This window comes from Terrimonas sp. (genome assembly GCF_003075435.1).
GTDB lineage: Bacteria > Bacteroidota > Bacteroidia > Chitinophagales > Chitinophagaceae > Agriterribacter.
This window is the reverse complement of record NZ_QCZJ01000014.1, coordinates 49116-73248: the sequence shown is the minus strand read 5'-3', so window position 1 is coordinate 73248 and position 24133 is coordinate 49116. Positions and strand designations below refer to the sequence as shown.

General features: G+C 40.3%; 21 protein-coding genes. 9 read left to right on the top strand and 12 right to left on the bottom strand.

The window, feature by feature from the left end:
* The first annotated feature begins 52 nt into the window (after nucleotides 1–52).
* Nucleotides 53–817, top strand: a complete 765-nt coding sequence (locus DC498_RS15590; protein WP_116875107.1) for an energy transducer TonB — start codon at nucleotides 53–55, stop codon at nucleotides 815–817.
* 176 nt (nucleotides 818–993) lie between these two features.
* Here DC498_RS15590 and DC498_RS15585 read toward each other — a convergent pair whose 3' ends face one another.
* The 4 genes from DC498_RS15585 to DC498_RS15570 form a co-directional block, all read right to left on the bottom strand.
* The gene (locus DC498_RS15585; RefSeq protein WP_116875106.1) at nucleotides 994–1416 is read right to left on the bottom strand and encodes a hypothetical protein; all 423 of its coding nucleotides are present in this window, start codon (nucleotides 1414–1416) and stop codon (nucleotides 994–996) included.
* Nucleotides 1417–1495: 79 nt separating this feature from the next.
* Nucleotides 1496–3553: an OmpA family protein gene (locus tag DC498_RS15580; protein WP_116875105.1), complete on the bottom strand. Its 2058-nt coding sequence runs from the start codon at nucleotides 3551–3553 to the stop codon at nucleotides 1496–1498.
* A 9-nt stretch (nucleotides 3554–3562) separates the two neighbouring features.
* Nucleotides 3563–4555: a PorP/SprF family type IX secretion system membrane protein gene (locus DC498_RS15575; RefSeq protein WP_116875104.1), complete on the bottom strand. Its 993-nt coding sequence runs from the start codon at nucleotides 4553–4555 to the stop codon at nucleotides 3563–3565.
* A gap of 10 nt (nucleotides 4556–4565) precedes the next feature.
* A complete protein-coding gene (locus DC498_RS15570) occupies nucleotides 4566–6362 on the bottom strand; it encodes a gliding motility-associated C-terminal domain-containing protein (RefSeq protein ID WP_116875103.1) in 1797 nt (598 codons plus the stop codon).
* Between the two features lie 191 nt (nucleotides 6363–6553).
* Between DC498_RS15570 and DC498_RS15565 the strand changes: the two genes are divergently transcribed.
* Complete coding sequence (locus DC498_RS15565) at nucleotides 6554–6991, top strand: CBS domain-containing protein (RefSeq protein ID WP_116875102.1); 438 nt, start codon at nucleotides 6554–6556, stop codon at nucleotides 6989–6991.
* Between the two features lie 30 nt (nucleotides 6992–7021).
* On the opposite strand, the gene DC498_RS15560 is transcribed toward DC498_RS15565, so the two are convergent.
* Entirely contained in the window at nucleotides 7022–7915 is an 894-nt protein-coding gene (locus tag DC498_RS15560; protein ID WP_116875101.1) for an SMP-30/gluconolactonase/LRE family protein, read from the bottom strand.
* A gap of 210 nt (nucleotides 7916–8125) precedes the next feature.
* On the opposite strand from DC498_RS15560, the gene DC498_RS15555 reads away from it, so the two are divergent.
* From DC498_RS15555 to DC498_RS15540, 4 genes are all read left to right on the top strand, one after another.
* Nucleotides 8126–9022, top strand: coding sequence for a nucleotidyltransferase family protein (locus DC498_RS15555; protein WP_116875100.1), 897 nt, complete (start codon nucleotides 8126–8128; stop codon nucleotides 9020–9022).
* 154 nt (nucleotides 9023–9176) lie between these two features.
* Complete coding sequence (locus tag DC498_RS15550) at nucleotides 9177–10073, top strand: DUF6089 family protein (protein ID WP_165813859.1); 897 nt, start codon at nucleotides 9177–9179, stop codon at nucleotides 10071–10073.
* Between the two features lie 277 nt (nucleotides 10074–10350).
* Nucleotides 10351–11355 carry a sugar-transfer associated ATP-grasp domain-containing protein gene (locus tag DC498_RS15545; RefSeq protein WP_165813858.1) on the top strand — a complete coding sequence of 335 codons (1005 nt, stop codon included), beginning with the start codon at nucleotides 10351–10353 and terminating at the stop codon, nucleotides 11353–11355.
* 44 nt (nucleotides 11356–11399) lie between these two features.
* A complete protein-coding gene (locus DC498_RS15540) occupies nucleotides 11400–13328 on the top strand; it encodes a menaquinone biosynthesis decarboxylase (RefSeq protein WP_116875097.1) in 1929 nt (642 codons plus the stop codon).
* Between the two features lie 24 nt (nucleotides 13329–13352).
* On the opposite strand, the gene DC498_RS15535 is transcribed toward DC498_RS15540, so the two are convergent.
* From DC498_RS15535 to DC498_RS15525, 3 genes are all read right to left on the bottom strand, one after another.
* Nucleotides 13353–14642, bottom strand: coding sequence for a Gfo/Idh/MocA family protein (locus DC498_RS15535; protein ID WP_116875096.1), 1290 nt, complete (start codon nucleotides 14640–14642; stop codon nucleotides 13353–13355).
* 80 nt (nucleotides 14643–14722) lie between these two features.
* A complete protein-coding gene (locus tag DC498_RS15530; protein WP_116875095.1) occupies nucleotides 14723–15790 on the bottom strand; it encodes a mandelate racemase/muconate lactonizing enzyme family protein in 1068 nt (355 codons plus the stop codon).
* Nucleotides 15787–16848: a DUF1611 domain-containing protein gene (locus DC498_RS15525; protein WP_116875168.1), complete on the bottom strand. Its 1062-nt coding sequence runs from the start codon at nucleotides 16846–16848 to the stop codon at nucleotides 15787–15789. Before DC498_RS15525 ends, DC498_RS15530 begins: the two co-directional genes overlap by 4 nt.
* A 238-nt stretch (nucleotides 16849–17086) precedes the next feature.
* Between DC498_RS15525 and DC498_RS15520 the strand changes: the two genes are divergently transcribed.
* Genes DC498_RS15520 through DC498_RS15510 form a run of 3 tightly spaced genes read left to right on the top strand, consistent with a single transcriptional unit; the run spans nucleotide 17087 to nucleotide 19057 of the window.
* A complete protein-coding gene (locus tag DC498_RS15520; protein ID WP_116875094.1) occupies nucleotides 17087–17608 on the top strand; it encodes a hypothetical protein in 522 nt (173 codons plus the stop codon).
* A gap of 1 nt (nucleotide 17609) precedes the next feature.
* Complete coding sequence (locus DC498_RS15515; RefSeq protein ID WP_116875093.1) at nucleotides 17610–18356, top strand: LVIVD repeat-containing protein; 747 nt, start codon at nucleotides 17610–17612, stop codon at nucleotides 18354–18356.
* Nucleotides 18357–18367: 11 nt separating this feature from the next.
* Nucleotides 18368–19057 carry a hypothetical protein gene (locus tag DC498_RS15510; protein ID WP_133176867.1) on the top strand — a complete coding sequence of 230 codons (690 nt, stop codon included), beginning with the start codon at nucleotides 18368–18370 and terminating at the stop codon, nucleotides 19055–19057.
* A 56-nt stretch (nucleotides 19058–19113) separates the two neighbouring features.
* Here the strand turns inward: DC498_RS15510 and hemN are convergent, their stop codons facing one another.
* The 4 genes from hemN to DC498_RS15490 form a co-directional block, all read right to left on the bottom strand.
* Nucleotides 19114–20490, bottom strand: coding sequence for an oxygen-independent coproporphyrinogen III oxidase (hemN, locus tag DC498_RS15505; protein WP_116875091.1), 1377 nt, complete (start codon nucleotides 20488–20490; stop codon nucleotides 19114–19116).
* A 225-nt stretch (nucleotides 20491–20715) separates the two neighbouring features.
* A complete protein-coding gene (locus DC498_RS15500; RefSeq protein WP_116875090.1) occupies nucleotides 20716–21303 on the bottom strand; it encodes a hypothetical protein in 588 nt (195 codons plus the stop codon).
* A 114-nt stretch (nucleotides 21304–21417) separates the two neighbouring features.
* Nucleotides 21418–22443 (bottom strand): beta-ketoacyl synthase chain length factor, encoded by a 1026-nt coding sequence (locus tag DC498_RS15495; RefSeq protein ID WP_116875089.1) that lies wholly within the window; start codon nucleotides 22441–22443, stop codon nucleotides 21418–21420.
* A 493-nt stretch (nucleotides 22444–22936) separates the two neighbouring features.
* Nucleotides 22937–24127 carry a beta-ketoacyl-[acyl-carrier-protein] synthase family protein gene (locus tag DC498_RS15490; RefSeq protein WP_116875088.1) on the bottom strand — a complete coding sequence of 397 codons (1191 nt, stop codon included), beginning with the start codon at nucleotides 24125–24127 and terminating at the stop codon, nucleotides 22937–22939.
* Between the last annotated feature and the right edge of the window lie 6 nt (nucleotides 24128–24133).

Sequence of the window (24133 nt, the reverse complement as noted above, 5' to 3'; positions counted from 1 at the left end):
TTTCTCAAATTTCCATATCTGATTCCTTTATTTCGCTTCAATTAAAATTATTATGAAAACACTGTTTACTTTAACTGCCCTGTTTTTAACTGTCTGTTTGTTCGCACAAAAAGATAACAACGTAAGCCTTTATGTTTTTGATGAAAACTGGAAAGCCTGTAAAATTGAGCAGGCAAAATACCTGGGCTGTTTGCGTAAGTTAAGCGATACCGCGTATCAATGGAAATACTATCATTTTGACGGGCCATTGATGACTATTGAAACATATAAAGATAAAGATGGAACAATACCTCATGGATCGTTCATCTTTTTTGGAGGGGATGGAAAAATAGATTCATCCGGAACTACATACGAAGGAAAGAAAAATAACTGGTGGTATTATATGACGGATTCTTCTACCTTATTTCGTAAAGAAAAATACGATAAAGGGAAGTTGCTTGAACGCATGGATACTACGGCAATCAGGCTGGCAAACGAGGAGAAAGAACGGGAATGGAATAACCGCGTGGTTAAAGATGAAATAGAAGCTTCATTTGACGGGGGAGAAAAAGCCTGGGTAAAATTTATTCAGAAAAATATTACATTCCCCGAGCGGGCAAATAAACTCAGTAAATCCGGAACAGTGGTAGTTGAATTTATAGTTGATTCAAAAGGAAACGTAACAAATGTAGAAGTGGTGCAATCCGTTGAGTATTCTCTTGATGAAGAGGCAATTAGAATTATCAAAAAGTCTCCTAAATGGAATCCTGCATATATGGATGGACATAATGTAAAGGCTTATCGTAAGCAACCGCTTACTTTCCAGGTTCCCCGGTAATGCGGAACGGGCAACTTTAATGCTATTGTTTTTTGATGATTTTTTATGCTACCGGTGTTAAGTTAATTGTGAAACGTCAGACGATAACGTGAGTATCTCACGCCTGCAGCTGCCGGCAGACAAGTCTTACATTTCACTTTTAACGACCATATGCGACATGATAAACTTAACGTGCACTAGTATTGCTCCAGTAAAACATGCCTGTATTGCATATCGCTGATGGTAGATGCCACGCATACATCCGCATCAGGGGGAATAGTATCTATATTGGTTTGCGCTTCGTCAATACTTCTGTTGCTGTAAACCGGAATGTGACATGCTTTTTTGTACTGGTGATAAATTACCGTTATTTTATTTGATACAGGAGAGGCGCTTACGTCTGCAGTAGCGGTAACAGACCAGAGATTGCTATACATTGTATTTGCTTCTTCACTTATTCCCGAGTAGATAACTTTTGTAAGATTCTCCGGGTAGTTAGCAAGCCCGTTCGGATAGGATATGGGAACGGGAACCGGCGCCGCAATGCCAATTTTTTTTGTCAGGTTGAAAAAAGTTACGCCTGTTATCAGTATAAGTATTATTAAAAGTGCTTCGTTCATTGTTCATATTTTTAACTTATGAATAAATAAGTACACTTTTAATAACCGCCTGTTTAATATTTGCTACCCTTTATTGTTATTATTCTTTTTCAATCAGCTTATATTCAACCCTTCTGTTCCTTTCCCGAGCAGCAGGATTATCCACACCATCCATGGTTTCAGGTTCGAGCGGGCAGCATTCTCCATAGGCTTTGCCGATAAGCCTGCTTCTGGCTATACCTTTGGACACAAGGTATTTGATACATGCATCAATACGTTTTTGGGCAAGCCGGAGATTGTATTCTTCTGAACCTTTGCTGTCAGTGTATCCTCCAACTTCTATGGTTATGTAAGGGTTATTGGTCATAAGTGATACGAGTGAATCGAGCTCGTAATGAGCACCTTTTACCAACGATGATTTATTGTAGGGGAATTTAGCTATGGTGGAGCTTTCATTCAATACATCAATAGCGTTTTGTACGGCAATATCTTTTATGCTTTTAACCATTGACAGGCAAAGTACCGCATTGCGGATCGTATCTGTTCCGGAATCAAAGTATATCGTATAGCTTTGTTCAACCGGTTCATAGCCTTCTTTGTTGGCAGTAATTTCAAATCTTGAGGCATTATTCAGGCTGAAGCTATAATTGCCATTGTAGTCGGTGTTCTGCGTAATAAAGTTTCTTGAAATTCTTTTAGCATTTCGTATAGATAAAGAAACGCCTGGTAATGGTAATCCGCTTTTACAATCAATGACCAATCCTTTAATAATTTGCTTATTATCCTGTCTTACGGCAAACATATCCAGGCAGCATTCGCTATTCCTGTCGGAACTTAATATTCCCGTATTCCAAAGATTATCTTCATCGGTGCTTATATAGTACAGATCGTCTTTTGATGAATTGATGGGATACCCCGCATTTTTGGGCTTATCCCAGTTAGAAAGTTGAAAATCTCCTTTTGCAGAATATATATCAAAACCACCCATGCCGGTGAGCCCGTTGCTTGAATACAAAAGTGTTCTGCTGGTTTGATGATAAGAGGGCGCAAGCTCATCTTCTGCAGTGTTTACAATATTACCCATATTGGTTACCAGCAGGGGATTTAAATTACTGTCGAGCGGCGCAAACCACAGATCAAATTTCCCAATACCACCGGCCCGATCAGAAGAGAAAAGTAAATACTTATCATCTGCGGTAATAAATGGTTGAGCTGTATTTGATCCTTCAACATTTACCGGTTGCCCTAAGCTCACTGGCTTTGTCCAGCCCGTATCTGTTTTTTTAGACTTGTAAATGGATGAAATAGTTTTACCGTTTTCAACTTTCCATCTCGTAAAGAACATTGTTTTTCCCTTTGTATCAAAAGTTGCCATACCATTATGATAACCTTTTTCTTCAGGGAAATTTATTTTTTCAGTTTTTTCAATCTTTGAGCCATCAAAAGAAGTTTCATATAAGCTTACTGCATACGTTAATGTTTTATCATTTGAACTACTATCGCTTTTTATGGATGTAAATGCTGTCTTGTCTTCAGCAGCGTAGTTCATAGCATATGCCGATATATTTTCAGGCATCTGTACGGGAGTAACAGTAAAGGTTTGTTTTTCTTTTGCCAGCTGTTGTTTGATGAACTTTAAATTTTCAAGCTCCCTGTCTGCACCGGTTAAAAGCTTGTCCATATTTGTATAAGACTCCCTGAATGCGGTAAATGCGGTAAGGGCATCATCGTATTTTTGATTTGCCCTGAGTGTAACAGCATACCAGTAAAGGCATTCAGGGTATGCACTTTTATCAAAACCGGTAGCCTCTTTATACCATTTTTCTGCTTTTGTATAATTGTTGCAAAGCCGGTAGCTTTCTGCAAGATGATAAACCGACTCGTTGCGTGTGCTCAGATTGGATTTGCCTTTGATCTTTTTTTGTACGGCAAATGGATTAGATCTTGCGGTTATTGACACTTCTTCGCCGAGGTATTTTTCATAATACTGAATAGCCTCGTAGTATTTTTTTTGTTTAAATAATTGTTCGGCTTTAACATAGTACCCGCGAACATTGTTTTGCGCTGAAGCATATTGCGGCATAGCACTTATTGCCGGCATCATTACCAGTACCGCAAACAATCTTAGCAGAAATATTTTATATGGTATTGTAAACATGATATAGGTTTAAAAGCGCGGACAAAAAAATGGTTTGGTCTGCATGGAATTTTTTCGCCACCAGGTATAGGAAAGAGACACTTCCACGCTATTCCGGTTTATGGTCATAGCATCTTTTGTTGAAATACCGGTGTCGTAGCTCATGCCTACGGTTAGCCCTTTATAATAAAAACCTGCAAAGGGCGAAAGTGCATCATTAAAACGCATATTGGCGCCAACCATAAGGTCAACATTTTCGCTTGCGTTAATTTGTACATATGCCCCTGCCATTTTTTCTTCACTATTTCCCTGGCGCATATACAGAATGTTGGGAACAATGTTGAAGAAATCATTCAGTATAATTCTAGCTCCTGCATGTGCGCTATATCTGATGGGCAACAGGTGCTTTTCTCCTGAACCTGAAATGAACGGATCTTTCGGCTGGCTTAAATGATATGCTGAAAATCCTGCAAAGAGATTTATTTTTTTATCGGGCGTAGCATCATAATACAAAGCGCCTGCCCCAGCGTCAAATGTAAAAACAGATGGGCGATTGAATGCGTCTGCTGATGTGGTATTGTGATCGTATCCAATGCCTGCAGTCCATTGGTCGCCAAACTGCAATTTGCTTACATCAAACCTGCGGTTTATAAAGCCCGCCTGCATAGCCATCACCATGTAATGATTTCCAAATCTTGCCCCGGTATATGCCGCGCTCAGGTAAGCATTGGAAAAATTATATGCTTTGTCAGAAGAAGATTGATTGAGTATATTAATACCAAGATTTATGTTTTTGTTTGTCACCATTTCTGCCGATACACCAGCCGTGGTGAAAGTATTTTCATACTGGCTTCGCCAAATGGCCGATACACGATAATCTCCTTCAATAGCACCTGTTAGTGCAGGGTTAAGCAGCATCGGCTGAATAAAATACTGTGAAAAATGAGGATCTACCTGGCTTATGGCCCGGCTGCTCATCAACAGCATCCACATTAACAATATATTCCTCAATATGCTTCTCATCTCAAAAAGTTTATCGTATTAGGTTTATGGTTCCTTTTTTCAAAAATGTATCCTGGTCGCTGGTCCTTATTTTTACAACATATATATATGTTCCAACAGGTTGTGCTACGCCTTTGCTTGTGCCATCCCAACCTTTGGTGTTGTCATTTGTTTCGTATACAAGTGCTCCCCATTGCGTATAAATTTTTATTTCCGCACCTATGATTGTTGAGCCATAAACTTTAAATGCATCATTATTACCATCGCGGTTAGGGGTAAACGCGTTAGGTATAAACAAGTCTTTAGCACCTCCGGCAAGCGCCACTTTCACCGTAGCTGTATCTCTGCAACCATCTTCTGAAACAGCGATCACAGTAAAAGTTGTTGAGGAATCTTTAAGCGTTGCTGTTTGGGTTTTTGCTGTTTGGTCAGCAAATAAAGCAGTTGGCGACCATGAGATTATTTCATAGTCTGTATCGGCACCTGTTGTAAGTGTAAAATTGTTTCCCTGTATAACAGCGCCGGCACTGCTTGTTAAGGTTGCAGCAATATTGTTTATAGTCACCTGCACAGGTTGTATATCACTGCATCCACTGCTGTTGGTACCTTTAATATAGTATGTTCCTGTTTCAGCTACTGTTTCAGGATGGGTTAATGCAATGGTGGCAGCATCGTTCAAAAAATAGGTATACGTTAGTCCCGCAGTGCTTCCGGTTGTAATGTTACTTCCTGTAATGTCTATGGTAGCCGGGTTGCAAACCTGCGCCGGCTCAGTAATAACTACAGAGGGTATATCATTGATGATGATAGTTGCATCTGTGCTGTTATTGCAATTGCCGTTACTGAAACTGTATGTAACATTATATGTACCTGCTGTAGAGGAGGCCAAATTTATTTCACCGGTGGATGAATTGATGCTTAATCCTGTGGTGGAACTGTAAGAACCGCCGGTTTGACCGGTAAGCATTACTGCAACTGTGCCGGTTCTGCAATATGGAACACCTCCGTATGATATGGAAGCGGTGGGCAACGGGTTTACGGTTACGGTATGCGTATTTCCGGAGGGACCATTGGTGCCGGCCGCACTGGCAGAGATGGTAGCCGTTCCGCTGAAGGTACCACTCCATATTACTTCGCCTGTCATCGCATTAATTGATCCTGCGGAAAGTGGTGAGATACTATAGGTTATTCCGGTTGAATTGGCTGCTGTTGCACTATATGTAATTCTGCCGGTATCCTGGCAGCGTGAAGAGCTGCTGCCTGCTGCAAATACCGGTTGACTAACCGAGGGAGTTACTGTTACAGATGCATTGTCATTGCTGTTATTAGTGTCCGCTTCAGTTCCGGAAATGGAAACCGTATTTTGATATGAGCCGGCTACATTTACAGTAGCCGTTATTGTTAGCGTTGCATCATCGCCGGCAGCCAGTGCTCCAACACTCCATATGCCTGTTGTATTATCATATGTTCCCTGGGAGGCTGATGATGAAAGATAAGTGAAACCGGAAGGTAGTATATCAGTTACGGTAACCCCGGTTGCGGGGCTGGTGCCGTTGTTTATTGCGGTTAATGTAAAAACTACATTATTGCCCGCAGGGGCAGAAGGATTATTTACACTGATGGAAATTCCCCTGTCAACAGCAGCATACATATGTTGAGGTATTGCACTGAAAGAAAGCAATACCAAAAAAAACTGTAATGATTTTTGAAAATACCGTGAAGCAAAATACTGTTTATAAATATTTAACCGGGAAAAAGAGGTCTTGTCTCTTCCGCATACATACACAAATAGCGCCTTTAAGGCCAGGATATAGTTGGTCTTCATCATCAGGGATATTGATTTTCCTGGTTTTTTTCAAAACACTAAAGCCTGTCTTGAGCAACCACTATATAAACTTGTGTCAGAAGAAGTTATTGTTTGGTAAAAACATTTTTTTAGAAACATTTTGAAATGTTATAAAAAAAAATATCGTATCTTTTGAGAGCTAATCAATCATATTATAAACTAAAACTGTAAAAATGAGAACGGTTGCCAATATCTTTCAACGCAAGGGGCGTCATAACATCACAATCACTCCTGATGTTACTGTTTTACAAGCGCTTAGAATCATGTCAGAAAAAAATATTGGTTCGGTGATCGTGGTTGATTTTGATGGCAATTATTGTGGTTTAGCCACAGAAAGGGATTATGCCCGTAAAGTTATCCTGCTTGGAAAATCTTCCAGTGATACCCCTGTTAGTGAAATTATGCTGGAGCATCTTCCAAAAGTAACGCCGGATCACACACTCGAAGACTGTATGGAAATAATGACAGCGCATAATATCCGCTACCTGCCTGTATTTGTTGATAATGAATTTTATGGCGTTGTTTCTGTGCTTGATATAGTAAAAGAAACCATACTTGCGCAACAGGAAACCATTGATCAGCTGCATAACTATATACATTCCACAGTCTAATTCAACTTACGGAAGCGCATAATGTTTGTATTACACTGCTCCTTTAAAAAAATGGGCAGGTATGCCTTTGCTATTGGGTTTTGCGGAGAAAACCGAGCCACTTAACGGATATTTTCTTAATTCATCTTCAGTAAGATTTTCACGGGCAGTTGTTATATAAAGTGTATCCATATCATTTCCTCCAAAGGCACATGAAGTAACATGGGGAGCAGGAACGGTGATCTTCAGCTTCATTTCTCCTGTCAGCGGGTCAAACTTTCCAACGCAGCTACCGCCCCAAACAGCAATCCATAAGTATCCTTCATTGTCAATAGTCATTCCGTCAGGAGAGCCTAAGCCTTCTGGTATTGTAAAGGCAATTCTCCTGTTACGTACATTTCCTGTTGCATTCTCATAATCAAATACATCCACCCGTTTTAAAGGAGAGTCAATATAATACATCAATTTTTTATCAAGGCTCCACACAATCCCGTTTGACACAGTTATGCCATCAAGTATTTTGTGTATACCCAGGTCATGATCCATGCGGTATAATGAGCCGGCACCCTCTACCTGGTTTATATGCATTGATCCAACCCAAAACCTGCCTTCCGGGTCGCATTTACCATCATTAAACCTGATATCTTTATGAGGAAGAGGATTGACAATCAAACTCAGTTCACCGGTTTGAATATCTATTGTATGAATGCCATTTTGCAGCGCAGCAATGGTGTTTCCGTGTTTGTCAAAAACAACAGTGCCAATGCGCTCTCCCATATTAAAGGTTTTAAGCTCTTTTGTGGCAGGATCATATATGTGCAAGGTCTTCCCCTCAATATTTACCCAATACAATACATGCTCCAGGGGATGCCAGATAGCACCCTCGCCTAAAAATGCTTTTGCGTCTATTTCAAGCGCAGCCATGTTTTGAACTGTATGTTGCATTCACCAGTTTTAATAAATAAAGAAAAGGAAAAATATTAAGCCTGTAAAAACTTTAGATTTTTGTGACTGCAGGATTTTAGCAAACTGCAAAAACAAGTTACATATATAAGCAATTGGCTTTTATTCTTTATTTTCGCTGCTCAAAAAATTAAGACACGATAAAACAACTTGTGTAAGTTGGCGTATTTATTCATTTAATTGTATTAATACATGAAACCTACTTTAGTGATAATGGCCGCGGGAATGGCCTCAAGATATGGCAGCTTAAAACAGATACAGCGTTTTGGACCATCTGGAGAAACCATCATGGATTATTCTATTTATGATGCGGTACGCGCCGGGTTTGGAAAAGTTGTATTTATCATCAGGAAAGAATTTGCAGAAGATTTTAAAGCCATTTTTGAGCCTAAACTGAAAGATAAAGTTGCTATTGACTATGTTTTCCAGGATTTACATTCATTTGTTGAAGGGCACGCCATTCCACAAGATAGAACCAAACCCTGGGGAACAGCACATGCTGTGCTTTGTGCTTCCGCTGCGGTAAAAGAACCTTTTATTGTTATTAATGCAGATGATTTTTATGGCAGGGATGCTTTTGAAAAAGCGTATAAATTTTTGACAGAAAGCGCAAATGATCACACTTTTGGTTTAGTTGGATACGAGTTAATAAAAACATTATCTGATAATGGTTCAGTAAGCCGTGGTGTTTGTAAAGTTGATGCATCAGGTAATCTGGTAGCCATAGCAGAGCGTACCAAAATATATGCTGAAGGAGATAAGATCGTGTATGAAGACGGAGATAAAAAAGTTGAGGTGCCGTCTGATTCAAAAGTATCAATGAATTTCTGGTGCTTTACCCCATACGTTTTCAGTATTTGTAAAGAAATGTTTGAAGAATTTCTTCAAAAGAATCTCCATCAGCCTAAAGCTGAAATATATGTAGTTGATGTGGCGGCGAAATTTATAACCCTGCCGGACAGTGTAATGAAGGTTATCCCAACCCAATCTGAATGGTTTGGCGTAACATATAAGGAGGATGCTCCTGTAGTAGAAAACAGCATTAACACATTGGTAGCCAGGGGAGAATATCCCCAAAGCCTTTGGTAAAGCAGGTTTTCGGGAGATTTTTTCAGGGGATAGCAAAATTAACAAATTAACATGCCGTTTTTGAGTTTACTTTGGCATTATATTTTGTTATTCTGTTATTAAATTTTTTGCCAACCTGTACGTTATTGTAAACGTATCATCAAAACAAAAACCAGTGAAAAAAATCATTTTTGCAACATGCTGCCTTTTTGCGTACGGGCAAATATATTCGCAGGGGTTCGTGAGAAAGGTAATAGAAAGATTCAGTTTTGAAGCTTTTGGGGGACTGGCCAACTACCAGGGGGAATTGCAGGAAAACGGGTATACGTTTTCCCAGGCTAAACCTGCTATTGCTTTAGGAGGAAATATTGCCATAACGGATAAGGTTTATTTAAGAGGGCTTGCTACCGTTGGTACGATTCAGGCCTCAGATAAATATAGTTCAAGTCTTGCTAAAAGGCAACGTAATCTTGATTTTGGTTCCAGGGTTTATGATGCAAGTGCAACCATTGTTTATGATATTTTTGATGTATTAGAAAAGAGATATACACCTTATGTTTTCGCGGGTATTTCTTTTTTTCATTTTTCTCCATATACTACAGATTCTTCGGGCTCAAGAAGGTGGTTACAGCCTTATGGAACCGAAGGACAGGGATATCCACAATATCCTGAGCGCCAAAGATATAAGTTGGATCAGTTTTCATTACCTTTTGGTGCAGGAGTTAAATTTGCAGTAAATGAGAGAGTAACGCTGGGATGGGAATTTCGTTTTAATAAAACGTTTACTGATTATCTTGATGATGTGAGCACCACTTATGCTGATTACAATGTGCTGATATCAGGTCCTCATGGCACAAAACCCGCTGAGCTTGCATACAGGGGCGGTGAAGTAAAAAACGGGAATCCTGTATATCCTACTGCAGGTGCTGTCAGGGGAAATCCAAAAACAAAAGACTGGTATTACTTTTCGGGTATTACTGTTACTTATCGCTTATTTAAGTCAGATCGTACCCTGGGACGCCTTGGTGGGGGCAGCGCTCCGGGATTGGCATGCCCCCGTAATGTATATTAATTGTTGTTTTTTTTAATTAAACACTTTATTTTGCAGCAAGGTTTATTGCTTTAATAGTTCTATACAACCTCTTTAATATTGAATTCCACTATCTTCTGTTTAAGAATCTTGCTTTACCCCATTTATAGCCCTGAATGTAATTGCCTGATGAAAAATTTATGCGTTTATGATTAAGATGTATCTTGATTCATAAATAAGCATTTTACTAATTGGATTTTTCATTTGGATCATAGATACAACATTGAATAAATACATGATTGTTAAACGACTACTCTATTTGGTATATTACGTAGTGAAGACCCCGTGGACTTTGTTTTCAGAATATGTGCGATATGTAAAAGAAAAGAAAGGCGTTTCGGCGTTTTACCTTTACAGGCAGGTGATTTATACAGTGTTTAAATATAATGCTTCACCACTTGATTATTTTTCATTTCGTTTTTATGATTTAGATGAATCTGAACGTGAAGATTGGAGCTGTACCGGGTTTATGTATGAATATCAGTTGGCGATGAATCCCCAGAAATACAGAAATGTGCTAAAAAATAAAATATTATTTCTTGAACAATTTGAAGGGTTAACCGGCAGGGAATGGGCTACACTGTCTAAGCTGAGTTCAGACACGTCTTTTGCTGAAAACTTTTTTAGCAAAGTAAAATGCAAAGTTGTTATTAAAAATTCTACCGGTCAGGCCGGTAAGGCAGTTGAGATAATAGATATTGAAAATAGAAATAAAGAAGAAGTGCTCGCTCTTATGCAAAGTAAAGGTTTTGATCTGCTTGAGTCTTACGTTGTACAGCACGATGCACTGATGAGAATGTCTTCTGCAGGACTTAATACGATCAGGATAGTCACTCAATATTTGGAAAGCGAAGTGATCATAATTTTAGCCTTTTTAAGAGTAAGCGTAAACTCCGATATTGACAATTTATCAGCAGATAATTACAGCAGAAATTTTGGTTGCTCCATTGACCTGCAAACCGGTAAAATCAACAAACCGGGGATATATTTAAACAGGATGAAGCCTGATGTATATAACCATCCTGTAACCAATGAGCCGATTGAAGGATTTCAGATACCATATTGGCAGGAATGTTTGCAGCTTGTAGTAAATGCTGCAAGGCTTGTGCCAGAAAACAAGTCAATAGGCTGGGATGTTGCTGTTACTAACAATGGGCCTTTATTAATAGAGGGCAATCATAACTGGAATAATCTAAGTTTTGTGCCCGGAGAAAAAGGTTTCCGGAAAGATTTTCTTAAATATTTATCCATGCTTAAATCCTGATCGGCCTGGTTTGTGTTTTATCTTTGCGATATAAGATAAATAGTATGGCATACAGGAATCAGCAGGATTTTATTAACGCTCTCGAAAAAGCCGGAGAACTTGTCCGGATAAAAGCTTTTGTAGATCCCAAACTGGAAATAGCAGAAATTACTGACCGCATAAGCAAAAGCAATAATGGTGGGAAAGCTTTATTGTTTGAGAATACCGGGTTTGATTTTCCTGTATTGATGAATGCTTATGGCAGCGAAAAGCGTATGTGCATGGCGCTGGGTGTGCAGCATCTTGATGATATAGCTAAAGAAATTGAAGCCTTATTTAAATTGTTGACAAAACCTAAAGAAGGGATTTTAGATAAGCTGAATATGCTTCCCAAACTTGGGCAGTTTGCATCGTGGATGCCTAAAGTAAAAAGTGGGAGAGGAGAATGCCAGGAAGTGGTTATAACTGATAATCCTGATCTCGGAAAACTACCTGTTATTACCTGTTGGCCTAAAGATAGCGGACCTTTTATAACCCTGCCCATTATTCATACAAAAGATGTGCATACAGGCATACGTAATGTAGGTATGTATCGTATGCAGGTTTTTGGACCAACACTTACCGGTATGCATTGGCATAAGCACAAAGTATCTGCGAAGCATTTTAATGGCTATAAAACGGAAGGTAAACGAATGCCCGTGGCGGTAGCGCTTGGTGGTGATCCTGCGTATGCATATGCTGCTACTGCTCCTTTACCGGAAAATGTTGATGAATATATGCTTGCCGGATTTTTGCGTAAGAAAAAGGTAGAGCTTGTAAAATGTATTACGCAGCCTGAACTGGAAGTACCTGCAGATGCTGATTTTATAATTGAAGGATATGTTGATCCCGAAGAAGAAATGATTTGGGAAGGACCATTCGGAGATCATACAGGTTATTATTCGCTACCCGATTGGTATCCGCGCTTTCATGTTACCTGCATTACACATAAAAAATCACCTGTTTATCCGGCTACCATTGTAGGTATTCCGCCGCAGGAAGATGCATGGTTGGGAAAAGCGACAGAAAGAATATTTCTTGCACCGATCAAGATGACGATGGTACCGGAAATCATTGATATGGAAATGCCTGTCGAGGGCGTATTTCATAATCTTGTTATTGCAAAAATCAAAAAGGAGTTTGCCGGGCAGGGGCAGAAAGTAATGTATGCTATGTGGGGCGCAGGACAAATGATGTTTAATAAAATACTGGTTATTGCAGATGAGCTTACCAATATACAGGATTACAAAAAGCTTGCACAACAGGTGTTTGCCAACTTAAATGTGGCAACAGATATTTCTTTTTCAAATGGACCTATGGATGTTTTGGATCATAGCTGCAGCAAGCTCGGCTTTGGCGGAAAAATGTGTATTGATGGCACAAGAAAATTTTCAGAGGAACTGGATGACAGGTATGAGCATGATGTTGCGGTTGAAAAAGTAAAAGAAAAATTTTTGCTGGATAATTATCCTGATATCAGGATGGCGAATGTTGACTTACAAAATATTAATATTCCCTGCTTGATTGTAGCGGTTAAAAAGGATAGGAAAGGACATATCAGCCAACTTCATGAAAACATTTGTAAAAATGTGCCGGGTATGCAGGCGATAAAGATGATATTATATGTTGAGTATAATGTAAACCCCCATGATTTGCCTGTGGCATTATGGCGTTTTTGCAATAACCTCGATCCTAAAAGAGATCATCATTTAGTTGAGTATATTGATGAACTAAAAGGTAAGCGGATTGCATGTGTAGGACTTGATGGTACCCGAAAAACCAAAGCGCTGGATGATTTTGAAAGAGATTGGCCGAATATTATTGTAGCAAATGCTGAAACCATTGCGTCGGTAGATAGTAAATGGGATAATTTAGGACTGGGTACATTTATTCCCTCTCCATCTTTAAGATACAAAAGCCAGATGTATGGAGAAGAGGCCGTAGTGGAAGATTGATGGATTAACTTTAGCCTTATCTTACTATACGGGATATTCCCAGGGTTTCCTGTATACTCTCTGCAGAAGTTTTTCTGCTTCAGGATCGTTCAGGATTATTTGTTTTTCAGGATCCCAGTCAATGCTCTTGCCATGTTTGTGGGATAACATTCCCAGTAAACACATATTGGTAGATCGTTGCCCGGTTTCGATATCGCAGACAGGTCTTTTCTTATTCCTCACCGAGTCAATAAAGTTGGCCCATAATTCAGGAATATTATGCTTATCTGCAGTATGTAATATGGCATCCTGGTGCTGAACCGGCTTTTTGGGATCAGCAGGATAAAATGTCCACCCATCAATCCACCCCATGTGAAAAGTGCCTTCTGTGCCATAGAAATAGCAGCCGATATTTGTTTTTTCTGCTTCATTAGCAGCGTATAACCTGTGTTCCCATGTTGCAGTAAACGATTCAAATTCAAAATCCACAATTTGTGTATCCGGGGCATCCGTATTGTCTGTGCGGATATGGCGTGCAGCCGATGAGAAAATTTTCCTGGGGCCTTTTTCTTCAGTCCACCAAAGTATCTGGTCCATCCAGTGCATTCCCCAATCTCCTAATTGTCCGTTGGCATAATTTAAAAATTGCCTGAACCCTTTTGGATGTATAGCTGGGTTATATGGCTGCATTGGAGCAGGGCCGCACCACATATTCCAATCCAGTTCTTTGGGCACTTCTGCGTCAGGAATAATTTTACCGGCACCGCCACCATAATGCACAAACGCTCTTACCATACCTATTTTACCGGCCTTTCCCGACTTTAAAAATTCCATGCCGGATATATTATGCGGCGAAACGCGGCGATGCGTGCCTACCTGTACAATACGGTCATATGCTCTTGCAACCTTTACCATTGCTTTACCTTCATTAATGGTATGGCAAATGGGTTTTTCTACATATACATGTGCGCCACTTTTTATAGCGTCAATAGTTGCGAGGGCATGCCAGTGATCAGGCGTTGCTACAATTACTATTTCCGGCTTTTCCTTTTGTAATAATTCCCTGTAATCCTTATACTGTTTAGGCCTGTCGCCTGATAGTTTTTCTACTTCAACGGCGGCCGGTTTTAAGTTGCGCTCATCCACATCGCATAATGCTACTATAGTAGATTGCCTTGCTGCTATAGCTTCTCTTGTAATATTCATTCCCCACCAGCCACTGCCAATTACTGCTGTTTTAAATTTTGATGGTTGCTGCAATGAAGGCAGTATCGGGAAAGCTGCGTAAGCAATACCCGCTGCAGAAGTCTGCCTGATGAAATCCCGGCGATGCATAGTCGTTACGATTAAAATGATTGATCAGTATGCTATGAAGATATTTTATTTTTATGAGAAAGTAAACAACACAAACATTATCAGCAGATGCGTTTAATTCCTAATCCTGCACCTCCTGATAATGACATCATGCCATCTTTTACCAGAAAACCACCCTCAACTATATCTTCTGCCAGGTCAAAACTGCCATCAAGATCTATATAACGGGTATGCTTACATGAAAATGCGGCATGGAGCGCAGCGGCAATACTCACAATACTTTCATCATTGCAACCCCAGAAAAGCTCAGCGCTTGCAGGTTCTGCTACAGCCGCGATTTTGAAGGCGCCCCTGATGCCGCCGCATTTCATCAATTTTATATTATAAATACCATACCGGCCCGATTGGCATAGTTTAAATGCCGAGGTATTGTCTTTCAGGGATTCATCAGCCGCAAGCATCTGCCGGGCGGAAGGAGAGAGTGTTTCAAGTGCTTCATCAGACCCGGGTGGTAAGGGCTGCTCAATTAATTCTACGGGCTTACTAGAGGTGAGATGCATGAAGCGTTCCAGTTGCTTAAGCGTATATCCGGTATTGGCATCTACCCTGATGATAAAATAATCACCGAATGTTTCGCGGAGTTTAATGACTTTCTCTGCGTCTTCATCAGGATTGAGGCCTGTTTTTAGTTTCAGGATGCGAAAACCAAGTGTTTTAAATGCGGCCGCTTCTTCAAGTGTCTGTTGTATATCCAGTATGCCAATGGTAACAGAAGTAGGTAAAGCGGAATAATGTTTTCCATAGAAACCTGTTACCGGCATATCAATAAATTTTCCGAAAGCATCGTGCAAGGCTATATCTGTGCAGGCTAATGTGCCGGGTTTATGCGGCAACATGGTATCAACAGTATCAATCAATGTATTAAAACTCCGTATATCCTTTCCTGTTAGCCACGGTAATATTTCTTTTTCCAGGTTGATAAGCGTATCAGCCGGGGATTCACCAACAACTTCAAACTCCGGATTAGCTGCGCCTATCCCCGTTATTCCGTTTTCAAGTTTTATTTCAAGAAAAACATTCTCTACATCTTCAATCTGCTGCCTGGCAATAGTATATGGTTTTTTTAACCGCAGGTTTTTGATAAACGCATTTGCCTCTATAATCTTCATATTAATATTTTGCTGTTGTTCACTAAAGAAGCAAGTACAGGAACAAGTGTTGTTACTCCTTTTTCTAAAGGAAGCAATACCGGCAATCCAAGATCGGTTTCGTATTTTTTTTGAAACTGTTCCGCTTCGGCAAGGTTACAATGTTCAGTATTCAGCGCTATTGCAATAACTTTTGAACCATATTTTTCTATCAGTTCGATTTCAGAAGACAGGGAGTGTATTTTCCCCAATGCAGGCTTAAAATCGTAATATTCCCGTTTAGGCGCATGCAACAGCACTACCGATTTTGCACAGCCTGAAATCAACATTTCAGCACCACAGGGTCCGCTGGGATTGCGTAGGGCAGCCTGACCTTCTATAAAAATAATCTCCGCACCTGTTTCTTTAACGCAGCTTAATACAGCATGTTCCAGTTCCCCTGAAACAAAATCATTTGGTGTGGCATCCAGTACAAAACCATATTTACCTCCCTGCAACCAGCCGGTTTGCCCGGTATAAATCATTGCCGCCTTTATACCGGCGGCATTGCAGGCATGCATTAAAAAGCGGGTTGTTGTGCGTTTACCTAAGCCGCAGTCTGTTCCAAGTACGGCAACTATGGGTGTGGTAAGTGATAAAATATCGCCCGACCAGAAATGAAGTTCTTTCATCTTTTTCGGTCTTCGTATATCCGTTAACGTTACTCCTTTCAATTTTGCAAGCGCTACTATATCTTCATTGTCACTTAACAGGTCGTGTAATCCGTTCACTACAGATAATCCCAGTTGTATGGCTTCTTTTACCTCATCCAGTAATGCTCCGGGAAAAATACCTCCGGAGGTGGCTACACCCACAATACAATGAACAGGCTGCACGACTGCTACAGCTTCCGCTACTGTTGCAAATACCGGTATATTGCGGGAACGTCCATCCAGTATTTCGCCTGCATCCCTGCCTGCGTGTACAGCATCTACCAGACCGGCAATTGTATAACGGTTGCTTTCCCGTATAAGACCATGCGCGGTTTTTGCATCTTCAGTAGCCAGTAAGCCGTTGGTTAAAATAATTGCCTTTTCCATAAACTTCAATTTGTGCTGAGCCAAAAATAAATTAATATACTAATTTAAACTACTGTTGCTGTTCATCACTGGTTTCCAACCTTGCGGTTTACACAATCGTATATCTTCCATTCATTGGCTTGTCATGGTTTTGTCGGTTTTTACTTTATCAAAAAAATACATTACCTGTCATGCAATGGTTATTCAACTTTTCCTGTCAGCCAGTTGTTTCGCTTTCTCATAACCTAAAAATGCTGCTATGATAAAGAAGCTAATTCCCATTATATGTGTGTGTTGTATTTCTGCCTGCACGGTTGATCCTCCACCTCCAAAAGAAACAGAAGGATATGTACCTGTGTATGCCGAAAAGGCAAAACCATCATCTGTCAGCTTTCAACAACCACAGGCTATTGAAAATGCAGGAAAGATTTATGTGAAAGATAAACTCTTATACCAGGTAGAAAATGGGAAAGGCATTCATGTAATATCTATTGCGGACCCTTCCAAACCGGTTAGAGAAGGATTTATTCCGATAGCCGGTGCACAGGAAATCAGCATCCTGAACAATTCACTTTATACCAATACTTATAATGACTTACTGGTGCTTGATATCAGTTCGCCGGAAAATATTACTATAACAAAGTATATAGAGAATGCCTTCACGTTAGTGTCGACAGTTACACCGCCCGAAAGCGGTTATTTTGAATGTGTTGATCCCGCGAAAGGAATGGTTATTGGCTGGACGAAGAAGAAAATTTATTCACCCAAATGCAAATACTAAAATGAAATTACGATATCTGTATATATTGGTGTTTATTCTGCTTGCAGCTATAGGCTGTGAAAAAGACAGTAACAGAAGCGTTGCTGCTACGGGTAAAGGCGGATCAACAGCAAGGTTTACTATTTCCGGAATGCACCTGTATGTGGTAGACGGAGATGAGCTGCACACCTTCAGCCTGCAAAATCCTGCTGAGCCAGAACAGGTAAACTCCCTTCAACTGGGCTGGAATAATAGTATTGAAACTATTTTTCCCTGGAAGGATAAGCTGTTTATTGGTTCTACAGATGCCATGTATGTTATTTCCATCAGTAATCCCGGGCAACCGGTTGTTGAAGGTACTGCTTCGCATATACGTGCCTGCGACCCTGTGGTGGCCGATGATAAATATGCTTATGTAACTGTTAGAACAGGTAATAACTGCAGTGGTGATATTAACGCGTTATATGTGTATGATGTAAGTGCGGGTGCCGGATCGCCATCCAGGGTATTCGGTCAGGATATGAATAATCCACATGGTTTGGGCCTGCATAATAATTATTTGTATGTGTGCGATGGCGCGGCAGGCCTGGACGTGTTTAATGTACAGGATGGCGCTAATCCCAGGCTGGTTACTACTAAAAAAGGATATACTTTTTTTGATTGCATTCCGGTGGATAATGTGCTTATTTGTATGATAGAAGGAGGGATGGTATTGTATGATATCAGCACCCCGGCAAACCCGGTGGTATTATCCGAAATAAAAAAATGATCTCTGCAATAATGAAAAAGCATTTTCTTTCATTTTTATTTGTTATATCCTTCTTCGGTTTATATGCACAAAAAAACAACAAATCTGAATTGTTGTACAGTTGGCCGGTATCGGTAACACCCTTATCGCTTTGGGATAGTGATATAAGTGCTTCGGCGGGAGCAGAATACCGTTTTCATCCTTCTTTTTCAGTACGTTTTGCAGCCGATTATATTTATGGTGATTATGGGTATGAAAAAACTGCAACGAGTGGAGTGCGGCTGAGACATGAACTTCGCTATTATATTGCGGGAAACAGGCTTATCAACAGCAGATCAAAGGCCTGGCCGTATCTCTCGGTTTCTTACGGTAATAAGTGGGTAACCACCAGGTTTTCCGGGTGGCACTATTTTTACGAAAATGATCAATCCTATCAAAGATGGCAATCTTATAATGCACACAACAGGGAATGGTACTTATTGGGCAGGGCTGGCATGCAAACCGTATTTGGAAAGGATAAAAGATGCCTGTTTGATTTCAGTATCGGGGCAGGTGTCTCACACAATAGCGTTTCATTTTCTTTTCCTGATGGAGATGACATGCGTCCGGAAGTTTCTGCAAACAGTGATAATGATTTTGTAGAAGCCAGCCGCAACAGGTACAATGGCAGATTCAGGGCTTTTAATATAGAAGCTTGTTTTGGATACCGGTTGCTGAAATGATAAATAGCCAAAGCCTGCACTGTATTTTATTTGCGTATTCGCAGTATTACAGCTTTCTATATCGCTTTACTAAAGGTTTTAATGCCGGTAGTTACTTTGTTTTTTTGCAGGTAAAGGTCAAAGACGCTGCAAATATTCCTGATAAAATAATTTCCTTTTTGTGTCAGTTCCAATGCTTCGTCATTGTATACTACCAAACCATCTTTAACCGGTTGCTCAAGCAGTGGAAAACAAATTTCGCGCAAAAGCGGAAGGTTTTCCGGGCGAAACCTGGTATAACCATTGCAGGAGATGTTTTTAATATAATTGCGGAAGACTACATCCTCCTCATCCAGGAAGTATCCCCGGTTTATTGCAAGCCTCCCGTTATTGATATTATCATAGTAATCATGCAAAGTTTTTTCGTTCTGTGCAAAAGCATTTCCTGTATCGCTGATAGAAGATACACCAAGACCCAGCAGAATGCCTGTATCCTGCACTGTATATCCCATAAAATTCCGGTGTAATTTGCCTTGTTGTTTCGCAATGTATAATTCATCTTCCGGCAATGCAAAATGATCCATTCCCACATCGTAATAACCTGCAGATACCAGGAGTTTTTTTCCAAGCAGGTATAATTGGATTTTTTCTTCTGCCGAAGGAAGATCAGATTCGTCAAACAACCGCTGTGCCTTGCTTGTCCATGGCACATGTGCATAACTGTAAAAAGCAATACGCTCAGGTTTGAGCGATATAACTTCACGAATGGTATTTTCAATACTTTGTTTTGTTTGCAGCGGCAATCCGTAAATGAGATCAAAGTTTACCGATGTAAAACCTGCCGCTCTTGCCTGTTCCGTAGCATACCTTACCTGTGACGCTGGTTGTATGCGATTGATTACCTGCTGAACCTTCGGATCAAGATCCTGCACGCCATAGCTGATACGCCGGAAACCCAGGCTATATAAGGTATCGAGGTGCTGCCTTGTAGTATTATTGGGATGTCCTTCTATACTAAAAGCATGATCGGGGTGTGTATGGCTGTCGTCTAAAAATATATGGAGAAGGCGCTCAAGGTTTTCCGGTGAAAAGAAAGTAGGTGTTCCGCCGCCAAGATGTATTTCCCTGATGAGCGGTTTTTCCGCCATTAAAGCCTTGTAGAGCTTCCATTCTTTTTCAATGGCATCAATATAATTATCCTCGACAGAATGATTGGTAGTGATTTTTTTATTGCAGCCGCAATAGGTGCAAAGCGATTCACAGAATGGCAGGTGAATATACAGGCTGATGCCGGTGTTGCTGTTTTGCAGGGAAAACTGTTTGCTGAATGTTTCCGACCAGGAGTTTTTATCAATATTATTTTTCCAGAAGGGTACTGTAGGGTAGCTGGTATAACGGGGAATTGGCTGGTTATACCTTGTAATTAACGCATGATCGAATGTGGAATCTGACATAATGGGCAAAATTCCTATACATTCTTCAGTTATAATATGATTTTGATTATACTAACCGGGTGATTTTAATTAGGTATGTGCCTTTGAATATTTTGTTAACCGCAAAGATCACAAAGCATGTTACAGAGACAGCAAAAGGGGTGCTTTTGCCTGGTCAAATTATAGCCTTCGTTGTTTTCTCTAAAACGCTGTGCGTCTTTACGGTTATTTATAACAATCTTAAAGCTACTTTTTTACAAATTTTCCAACCGCACGTCCTGCTGTAGCATAGCATTCAGAAAGACGCTCGCCGGTATCATAATCATTTCCCCAGAAGGATTTTCCCGGAGCTTTGTCTATACTGATCTTTGCAAGCACTTTACTTTTATTGGCTGTTTCTACAATAAGCGCTTCGCCATTGATGGTAGCATTTTTTCTGGTAATGCCAATATTAAATCCTGGCTCTAAAAAAGTAGTATGGAATATAATGGTATACTTTGAATTTTTATTCAGGGTAAGGTCACTGTACTTGGTAAACAGTTCATCAAACTTAGGTTCAAACCTGTTTTTCCTGTCTGCAATCCAGCTTTTAGCCCAATTATCGCCGCGACCGGGTTCTTTTTGATTATACTCTTCCGTTTTAGCTTTAATGTAATCTTCTTCTTTATCGTATTTACCTACGCCAATATTTTCATAGGTAAATTCTGTGTTAACAGATTTTTGGTCTTTAAAATCGGCAGGAATATCTCCTTCTAAAACTTTAATTCTTTGCGCAAAACTGCTTATTGAAATGCAGAGTGCAAGAATAAGTAAAGGTAATTTCAGATGTTTCATTTGAATAGTTGTTTAAGTATTTTTTCGAATTAATTAGAGTGCTATGCAATAACTGTAAAGTCCTGAATTGTTACCAAACGATTTATGAAATATTTTAGTATTAATCTTATATAGTTATTTGTTAATGAGTATAAAACCATGTTGTATTCCTTTATAATTGTTATAGATAAGGATATGCTGCATGGTAGTTCCGGGATACCCGGATTTAAACATCTGCGCAGGTAGCCTGCCATGACAAATCAGCCAAAGCGCAACTGCCGTGGATGTTGGAAACTCGCCTGTCATATGCTTATACCTGGCTATGGAAGTGCGTTGATGAAAAATGCTTTCTACACCCGTATAATATTTTAACAACCTGTTGTCTCCATTCTCACCATTCAGCAGCAAGTCTATATTTTCGGGTGCAATTTTATTTTTTTTCAGGAAAACCGTTAGTGCGTTTTTTACCAGCAGCACATCTGTTGTATGAATGGTATAAATGTCTTTGATCTGTGCAGATGCATTAACGTTATTATTGTTAACCAGAAACATTGCAGCTCCTTCACCTGCCATACTGCCTTCAGATGCGGTATCGTATAAACCTGTATTGGTAATCTTTTCTTTTTTATACCAGCCTTCCAGGTAATCAATATTATAATTATACGCAGATATTTCATCTACGCCACCAACAAGGTATTTTGCTTCCGGGTTTTCTTTCAGCATCATCATTGCATCAAGCAGGCTGTTTTCAAAAGCCAGTCCCCTGTGCACATGTGTAATGTTGTAAGATTTGTTGGCAGCCATTAAGCCGGTCTGCGCGGCAATGGCATTAGGTGTGCTTTGCACAAAATTGCCCGGGGTAAGCATGCCTTCTTCATAGTCAATGATCTGGTTAAGGAACTTTATACAGTCTTCCATTCCTCCATTGGCTGTACCAATGATAATACCGTCAATGCCTTCATTATTTTTAATGACCGGCAATGCGGTGCCAACTCCCAGTCTGACCGCCTTGCCCATACGGCGTAAAATACCGGGAGGGATACCTTCGTATTTCGGCTCAATAGCCAAAAGCTTATTATTTACTGATTCTTTTATGGTATTTAAATCAATAGCGTCAAATGTTTGCTGCGCTGAAATACAGGTGTGCTGGTGAATATACATTGCGGCAAATGTCTGCAATTTATATGGAAATAGCACATAGCAGCAGAGGTTTCGCTTTTAGAAAAAATCTTCAGTAGTTTCCATTCTGAAAGTTGCAGGAGGTTCACCCGCCGCAAAATACCTTTAATTCAAAGTTCACGAGGGCGGGTTCGGAAAGACGGCTGCCGGTTTGCGTCATATTGAACGAGCAACACGGGGATTGTGCTATCATCGTTTTTACGCGAGTGAAATATCTGCCGGGCTTTGGTACTAATGCTCAGGTTTTGCTCTATAGCCCAACGGATTCCTCTCCCGCCGTAAATTGGTTTAATTAATTACAACGTACAGGCGGGATCGGAATGACGTTAACAGGCGTCATCTCGAACGAGCAACCTCAATTCCTTCATAAATCTTCTTTTATCGCTTATTATAACAGGCGTTTTTCTTTTGAAATTAAAATGTCTTTTTTAAATGAAATCTCTGTATTGTGGAGGCTTTCGGATGCTTCCTCAGGTTAATTATACTTCGAAAACAATAAAGAACTGCAATTACCGCCAAAGCCAAAGGAGTTTGACATTACATGCTGAATAGTATGGCTTTTATATTCACGTACAGGCTGCAATCCCGTTGATTCGATAGGGTTATTAAAATTTAATGCGGGATATATTTCCTGGTAATGCAGGTTGAAAATACTGTATACTGCTTCAATAGCGCCGGCAGCGCCAAGGGTATGCCCGGTATTGCCTTTGGTAGAAGTAAAGGGTGGGGGAGAAGTAAATAATCTTAACATCGCGGTGCTTTCTACCGCGTCATTATTTTCCGTGGCGGTGCCATGTGCATTTATATAGCTGATATCGGCTGCGGATAAACCTGCGGTTTGTAATGCGCTTTGCATAGACAGGTATGGTCCTTCTCCGGCATCTGATAATGAAGAGGGATGATAGGCATCGTTACTGTTGCCATAACCGGACAATACTGCATATACCTTTTTGCCGGCAACATCTTCTTCTTTTTCCAATACTAAAAAGGCAGCGCCTTCTCCAAGATTTAAACCCTTTCTGTCTCTGTCAAACGGAGCGCATTTTTCAGGAGATAATATATGCAGCGCATTAAAACCATTAATGGTAAACTTGGCAAGACTATCCGTGCCACCAACAATAACCCTTTTGGCCAAACTGTGTTTTAACAGTCTTGCACCATATATAACAGCATTGGCGGATGATGAACAGGCCGTATTGATGGTGTTAATAATTCCTGCCATTTTATAGCGTTGCTGCAGGTACAGGTTAACGGATGCGCAATCATACGATGCGAGGTATTCCGAACCTTCTTCGCCGGAGTTTGCATCATGATATAATTCATCTGTAAGGCACATGCCGCCAACCGTGCTTCCGCCGATTAAAGCGGTATCTGTGGCTGCAATTTGCGCCGGAGTAAGATTTGCATCAGCGCATGCTTCCATAAAAGCGTGTAGCCCTAACAGTGAGCTGCGTGTTACGCCGCTTTCGTGTGCGTTAAGTATATCCTTAAGCTGCCGGGTTGATTTTTTTATTTCACCGCAGGGGCGTAATCCCGCGTACTTTGTTTCACAAAACTCAAGATTGGAAATGCCGCAAACGCCGTTTATTAAAGCGTTCCTGTTTGTTTCTGCATTATCGCCAATAGCACTGATGATGCCGATACCTGTTACAACAATACTGCTCAATACCTG

Coding starts and splice junctions, on each gene's coding strand:
- DC498_RS15590 (WP_116875107.1), top strand. CDS start 53: ATGAAAACACTGTTTACTTTAACTGCCCTGTTTTTAACTGTCTGTTTG.
- DC498_RS15585 (WP_116875106.1), bottom strand. CDS start 1,416: ATGAACGAAGCACTTTTAATAATACTTATACTGATAACAGGCGTAACT.
- DC498_RS15580 (WP_116875105.1), bottom strand. CDS start 3,553: ATGTTTACAATACCATATAAAATATTTCTGCTAAGATTGTTTGCGGTA.
- DC498_RS15575 (WP_116875104.1), bottom strand. CDS start 4,555: ATGAGAAGCATATTGAGGAATATATTGTTAATGTGGATGCTGTTGATG.
- DC498_RS15570 (WP_116875103.1), bottom strand. CDS start 6,362: ATGATGAAGACCAACTATATCCTGGCCTTAAAGGCGCTATTTGTGTAT.
- DC498_RS15565 (WP_116875102.1), top strand. CDS start 6,554: ATGAGAACGGTTGCCAATATCTTTCAACGCAAGGGGCGTCATAACATC.
- DC498_RS15560 (WP_116875101.1), bottom strand. CDS start 7,915: ATGCAACATACAGTTCAAAACATGGCTGCGCTTGAAATAGACGCAAAA.
- DC498_RS15555 (WP_116875100.1), top strand. CDS start 8,126: ATGAAACCTACTTTAGTGATAATGGCCGCGGGAATGGCCTCAAGATAT.
- DC498_RS15540 (WP_116875097.1), top strand. CDS start 11,400: ATGGCATACAGGAATCAGCAGGATTTTATTAACGCTCTCGAAAAAGCC.
- DC498_RS15535 (WP_116875096.1), bottom strand. CDS start 14,642: ATGCATCGCCGGGATTTCATCAGGCAGACTTCTGCAGCGGGTATTGCT.
- DC498_RS15530 (WP_116875095.1), bottom strand. CDS start 15,790: ATGAAGATTATAGAGGCAAATGCGTTTATCAAAAACCTGCGGTTAAAA.
- DC498_RS15525 (WP_116875168.1), bottom strand. CDS start 16,848: ATGGAAAAGGCAATTATTTTAACCAACGGCTTACTGGCTACTGAAGAT.
- DC498_RS15520 (WP_116875094.1), top strand. CDS start 17,087: ATGATAAAGAAGCTAATTCCCATTATATGTGTGTGTTGTATTTCTGCC.
- DC498_RS15515 (WP_116875093.1), top strand. CDS start 17,610: ATGAAATTACGATATCTGTATATATTGGTGTTTATTCTGCTTGCAGCT.
- DC498_RS15510 (WP_133176867.1), top strand. CDS start 18,368: ATGAAAAAGCATTTTCTTTCATTTTTATTTGTTATATCCTTCTTCGGT.
- hemN (WP_116875091.1), bottom strand. CDS start 20,490: ATGTCAGATTCCACATTCGATCATGCGTTAATTACAAGGTATAACCAG.
- DC498_RS15500 (WP_116875090.1), bottom strand. CDS start 21,303: ATGAAACATCTGAAATTACCTTTACTTATTCTTGCACTCTGCATTTCA.
- DC498_RS15495 (WP_116875089.1), bottom strand. CDS start 22,443: ATGTATATTCACCAGCACACCTGTATTTCAGCGCAGCAAACATTTGAC.